The organism is Bacillus sp. GMs2/2 (genome assembly GCF_050172095.1).
Taxonomy (GTDB): domain Bacteria; phylum Bacillota; class Bacilli; order Bacillales; family Bacillaceae_G; genus Bacillus_A; species Bacillus_A cereus.
The window spans coordinates 1-5,400 of sequence record NZ_JBNLYE010000277.1; the positions used below are offsets into that span (position 1 = coordinate 1).

Below are 5,400 nucleotides of genomic sequence, written 5' to 3' on the forward strand. Positions count from 1 at the left end.
TATTTAATTCTTTACCACTTGCTAGAAAAGGGAGGTTAAGAGTATACAATTTCAACAGAGAAAGACAACGAAACCATTTAAATTATGAGGTGAGAGAAAATGAAACCACTAATTGGTGTTACTGGGTATTATATTGATCATAGTGAAATAGGGAAGGAGGGCTTACGAGGGCTACCAGGTCAAGATATGGCTATCTTTTCTTATGACTACATTCGTTCAATTCAACGAGCAGGTGCAACGGTTGTTCTACTTCCAATTGAGGAAGTTGATCAAATTGAGTCCACACTTAATCAATTAGATGGATTGTTATTGGCTGGTGGCGCGGACATCAATCCTGTTTATTACGGTGATATTCCAAAAGCATATATAGGTACTGTAGAGGAAGAACGAGATAATTTTGAATTAAATCTGGCAAAGCAGGCTTTAGAAAAAGATATTCCTATCTTAGGAATTTGCCGAGGATTACAAGTGTTAAATGTTGCAGCTGGTGGAACTCTTTATCAAGACTTAGAGCACGAGATGGGGCCAGAATATTTCCATGTTCGAGAACAGTTCCGTAAATGGCAGGGCTCTCATTCCGTAGATCTTCTGGAAGAGGGGAAAATTTATGAGGCTATTGGCCAAAAATCTTTAATGGTTAATTCTTTTCACCATCAAGCAGTGAAAACATTAGGAAAAGATTTTGAGGCAAGCGCATGGTCCTTTGATGGTGTGATAGAGGCTATTGAATCCAAAGCTCATCGTTATGTAGCAGCGGTTCAATGGCATCCAGAAATGATGTCGGAAAGGGATGTCTTGCAGCAACGTTTATTTAACCAATTTGTAAATGAAATTAGTAAAAAGGTAGTTAAATCCTAGCGTGTTATAAATAAAAGAATTGGTGGATAGCTTGGTACGTCATGGTAGTGGGGAAACCAGACTGCCAGCTGCCCGGAAAAGTAATAATCAGTGGGGGATGAACAAAACCCCCATTGATCAACGTTTCATTTTATTGCAAAGGGGATTGGTATATGAGTCAAGTATCAGAGAAGGCAGTTTCATTCGAGCCAGAAGAAAAAAAGGAAAGAAAAGAATGGAAAATAGACGTATTTGCAATGTTACTTGTCTTGCTAGTTATTGCGGCTGTTATTACACATATATTGCCGGCCGGAAAATATGAACAGATTGAAAAAAATGGGTATACAACAGTAGATCCAAATTCATTTAAATGGATTGAATCAACGCCACTTGGATTTTTTGATACGGTAAAATCTATTCCTACAGGTATGGTAGAAGCTGCTAATATTATCTTTTTTATTCTTATTATTGGAGGTTTTTTTGGTGTATTAAAGGCATCTGGTACGGTTGAGGCTCTTGTTTCAACGATGGCAAAAAAACTCGCTAACCGTGAAAAGTTAATGATTCCTATTATCATGCTGTTCTTTGCACTTGGCGGGTCATTAATGGGGATGGCTGAGGAAGCTTTAGTGTATGTGCCTCTATTTATTCCGCTAGCTCTTGCGGTTGGATTTGATACGATAACAGGAACTGCGATGGTACTAGTAGGAGCGTCCGTCGGATTTACAACGGCAATTATGAATCCGTTTACAGTTGGGCTGGCTCAAGGGATAGCGGGTCTTCCTATGTATTCGGGGATGGGGTTCCGCCTCGTTTTATTCGTAGTCATATATGTAATTGCTGTTACATTCGTTTATCGTCATGCGATGAAAGTAAAGAGGGATCCTGCAAGCGGAATTTACGGAAAATTCGATACAAACAAGCAAGACAGCCTACTAACAGCGAAAGTAGAGTTAACAAAAAGACATAAATGGATATTAACGGCCTTTTTAATCAATTATATTATTCTTGTATTTGGTGTTATTAAGTACGAGTGGTATATAAAAGAAATTGCAGCCTTATTTATTATTTTAACTATAATCATTGCAATTCTTGGCAAGATATCTCTTGATGATACAGTAGAATCTTTTACACAAGGATCGGCATCTTTAATCGGGGGAGCTTTAATTATTGGTGTATCACGCGCTATTTTAGTTGTCTTGAATCAAGGGCATATTATAGACCCACTACTGTATCAAGTGTCGGAAGGAATGGAACATATTTCTCCTTTTTTAAGTGTTGTTGGAATGTACAACTTCCAAGTAGCGATTCATTTTATTTTAGCATCAGGTAGTGGTCATGCAATGTTGACAATGCCTATCATGGCGCCACTTGCAGATTTATTGGACATTACACGCCAAACAGCTGTATTATCCTTTTCATTCGCGGATGGTATTGGAAATATTATTTTTCCAACAGGTGGTACGCTAATGGCTGGATTAGCAATTGCAGGAATTTCATGGACAAGGTGGGCAAGGTGGATTCTTCCTTTAATTCTAATTGAATACTCGATCGGTTTAATAGCAGTTATAATTGCTCATCTTATTGGTTATGGTCCATCTTAATAAAAGGTGAATATGCTTTCAGTTATAGAAAGTTCGGATTTGAAGAAGATCGCTAAATAATGGTGATAGAAAAGCCCGGTTTAGAAGGGCTTTTTTTTATGTAAAATTTCATTTGTTTGGTTTACATAATATCTTTACAATCATTTGATAAAATATATGTAACTGCATATTGTGAGGGTGGGTGGTTATCCCTTCTTTCCATTTGGAAGGAAAGGGGGTGATAATATGGAGTTTTTGTTTGACCTTGTAAAAGAGTTTCTGAAAGCGACTGTGCGCGAAGTTTCAGCGTATTTTTTGCGGAAGCAACTTCTGGATAAGGACAACAAAAAACCCACTCCGCGCCGTAGGAAGCAAAAGGGTGGGTTTCGTAAAAAATAGTAACGTGTAATAACCACCACCCTATACGGTAGCAGTTAAGGAAGAGATGTTAGCGCATCTCTTCTTTTTATTATATGCCATTTTATTTGATGTCATACTTATATAGTATTCTACGGAAAATATATCATATTCCTATTTTGTGGTCAATTTGATCCCGCTTTAACGGGCAGTAAGACCCCCACCTCAAAATTCAGTGGAAGCAAAGAAGTTAGGTGGGGGTCGGGCTGTCCGTAAAAGTCCGATTGGTGAGGGCTGATAATCAGTGGGGGATGAACAAAACCCCCCACTGATTAAAGTTTCACTTTATTGCATGATTGAAAAGGTGTAGTCTTATTCCTCTTCAAACTGAAAAATATCCCTGTTAATAAGTTGGTGGAGATACCTATCCATTTCAGCCGCAGAAACGCTTCTTTCATTTTTAAACCACCATGCGCTTAATGAGGTGATTGCCCCTGAATAAAATTCAATGATTAGATCATTTGGCATCGTATGATTTTTGCGCAGTTGATGTAACGCTTCTATTTCTTGTTTTCTCGTTTCGTGACTTAAATACTGTGTCCGGTTAATAAATTGTTCATCAGACATTTGCGTTTCTAATATTTTACCGATTTCTTCATGGTGTAGAAATTGTTCCATTACTTGAAATGGTTTACTTAATCGATCTGAAACGGGTATTTCAGCAATCATCTTGCTGTATCGTTTAAATCCAAATGCTAATAAAGCATCTTTATCTTCAAAGTGTTTATAAAAGGTTGTTCGGTGTACCATCGCGCGGTCACATATTTGGTTAATTGTGATCGTACTATATTTCTGTTTTGATTGTGTCATTAATTCAAATAAGGAATCCCATAGTAATTTATGTGTACGTCTAATACGTAAATCAATTTGTTTTTCATTATCGTTCATCTACAATTCTCCTTTTTTGTAGATTAAATATACAGTGGCTGAAAATTGATTCTCCCTTTTTAATCTACATATGTATATTATATTACATGTGTTCTGGTGTATTTAAAGTTTTTTAGTAAGAAACAGGAGGAGAATTTACAAATGAATATGACAACTAAGAGCCCTGCAAGTGGCAAAGTTGATACTTCTAATTTGAAACATACCCCCATTTTAATTGCATTACTTCTAGGGGCAATGGTTGCATTATTAAACGAAACGTTACTTGGTAATGCGTTAACCGTATTAATGAAAGAATTTGGCGTAACAGCTTCAACGATTCAATGGCTTTCTACAGCTTACATGTTAGTAGTTGGGGTTTTAGTCCCGATTACAGCGTTACTTCAACAATGGCTCACAACGAGGCAAATGTTTTTAATCGCTATGGTAACGTTTTTAGCTGGTACATTAATTGCGGGATCCGCACCGACATTTTCTGTTTTATTAGTCGGCCGTATCGTCCAAGCTGTAGCGACGGGATTAATTACACCGTTATTAATGAATACGATTTTAATCATTTGTCCACCTGAAAAACGTGGTGCCACAATGGGATTAATCGCACTTGTGATGATGGCAGCTCCGGCAATTGGTCCTACATTATCTGGAGTAATCGTAGACTCACTAAATTGGCGCTGGTTATTCTATATTGTTATTCCTGTCGTGATCATTTCCATTATGATTGGAATGAAGTACATTCAAAATGTTTCAGAGTTAACAAGGCCAAAAGTAGATTATCCATCTATCCTTTTATCGACACTCGGATTTGGCGGACTTGTGTATAGCTTTAGTGCATCAGGTGACTTAGGATGGTCCGATGCGAAAGTGTATGGCACTTTACTTGTTGGGCTTATCTCATTATGTATTTTTGTCGTCCGACAATTAAAAATTGAGAATCCAATTTTAGAATTACGCGCATTTAAAGTCCCGATGTTTACATTATCAGTTGGATTAATCGTCATTGTGATGATGTCGTTATTTTCAACGATGACTTTATTACCGATGTTCCTGCAAACAGTTTTACTTGTCACAGCCTTTAAATCAGGAATCATCATGCTTCCGGGAAGTGTTATTAGCGCCATTATGGGACCAATCGCAGGTAAACTATTTGATAAATTTAGTCCGAAAGTTATTATCGTTCCCGGCATTGTGTTAGTAGGAATTGCAATGTTCTTATTTAAAGGTATTACTCCTGATACATCAATGGTACAAATTATTGTTATGCATAGCGTATTAATGGTTGGACTCATGTTTGTTATGACAGCACAAACATACGGTTTAAATCAATTAACACCAGATTTATATCCGCACGGAACAGCACTGTTTAGTACACTGCAACAAGTAGCTGGCGCAATTGGTACAGCTATATTCATATCGAAAATGTCTTCAGGAACAACTAGCTATATGGAAAGCTCCGCAAATCCACTGGATCCAGTAGAGAAGTTAAACGGTTTAACGCCTGGATTCCAAGGTGCATTTGCACTAGGGTTAGTCTTTATCATTGTTGCTTTTATCGTATCGTTGTTTTTAAAAGAAGAGAAAGAGGGAGTAAAGGCAGCGAGGGTTTTACAGAACGAACATTAAGGTTTATATAAAAAAGACATCTTTCCCTAAAAAAGATGTCTTTTTTATATTTTTTTCG

5 protein-coding genes are annotated in these 5,400 nt (G+C 37.3%); 4 read left to right on the top strand and 1 reads right to left on the bottom strand.

Annotated features, from left to right (window positions below):
- The first annotated feature begins 99 nt into the window (after positions 1–99).
- The 3 genes from ACQGS6_RS22240 (at position 100) to ACQGS6_RS22250 (ending at position 2,819) form a co-directional block, all read left to right on the top strand.
- Positions 100–858, top strand: coding sequence for a gamma-glutamyl-gamma-aminobutyrate hydrolase family protein (locus ACQGS6_RS22240; RefSeq protein ID WP_000803236.1), 759 nt, complete (start codon positions 100–102; stop codon positions 856–858).
- 152 nt (positions 859–1,010) lie between these two features.
- Positions 1,011–2,441 carry a YfcC family protein gene (locus tag ACQGS6_RS22245; RefSeq protein ID WP_426965620.1) on the top strand — a complete coding sequence of 477 codons (1,431 nt, stop codon included), beginning with the start codon at positions 1,011–1,013 and terminating at the stop codon, positions 2,439–2,441.
- Positions 2,442–2,666: 225 nt separating this feature from the next.
- On the top strand, positions 2,667–2,819 hold the full coding sequence (locus tag ACQGS6_RS22250; protein ID WP_074624937.1) for a hypothetical protein: 153 nt from the start codon (positions 2,667–2,669) through the stop codon (positions 2,817–2,819).
- A gap of 330 nt (positions 2,820–3,149) precedes the next feature.
- On the opposite strand, the gene ACQGS6_RS22255 is transcribed toward ACQGS6_RS22250, so the two are convergent.
- The gene (locus ACQGS6_RS22255; RefSeq protein WP_000999275.1) at positions 3,150–3,725 is read right to left on the bottom strand and encodes a TetR/AcrR family transcriptional regulator; all 576 of its coding nucleotides are present in this window, start codon (positions 3,723–3,725) and stop codon (positions 3,150–3,152) included.
- Between the two features lie 141 nt (positions 3,726–3,866).
- Between ACQGS6_RS22255 and ACQGS6_RS22260 the strand changes: the two genes are divergently transcribed.
- Entirely contained in the window at positions 3,867–5,342 is a 1,476-nt protein-coding gene (locus tag ACQGS6_RS22260) for an MDR family MFS transporter (protein ID WP_426965621.1), read from the top strand.
- Positions 5,343–5,400: the final 58 nt, after the last annotated feature.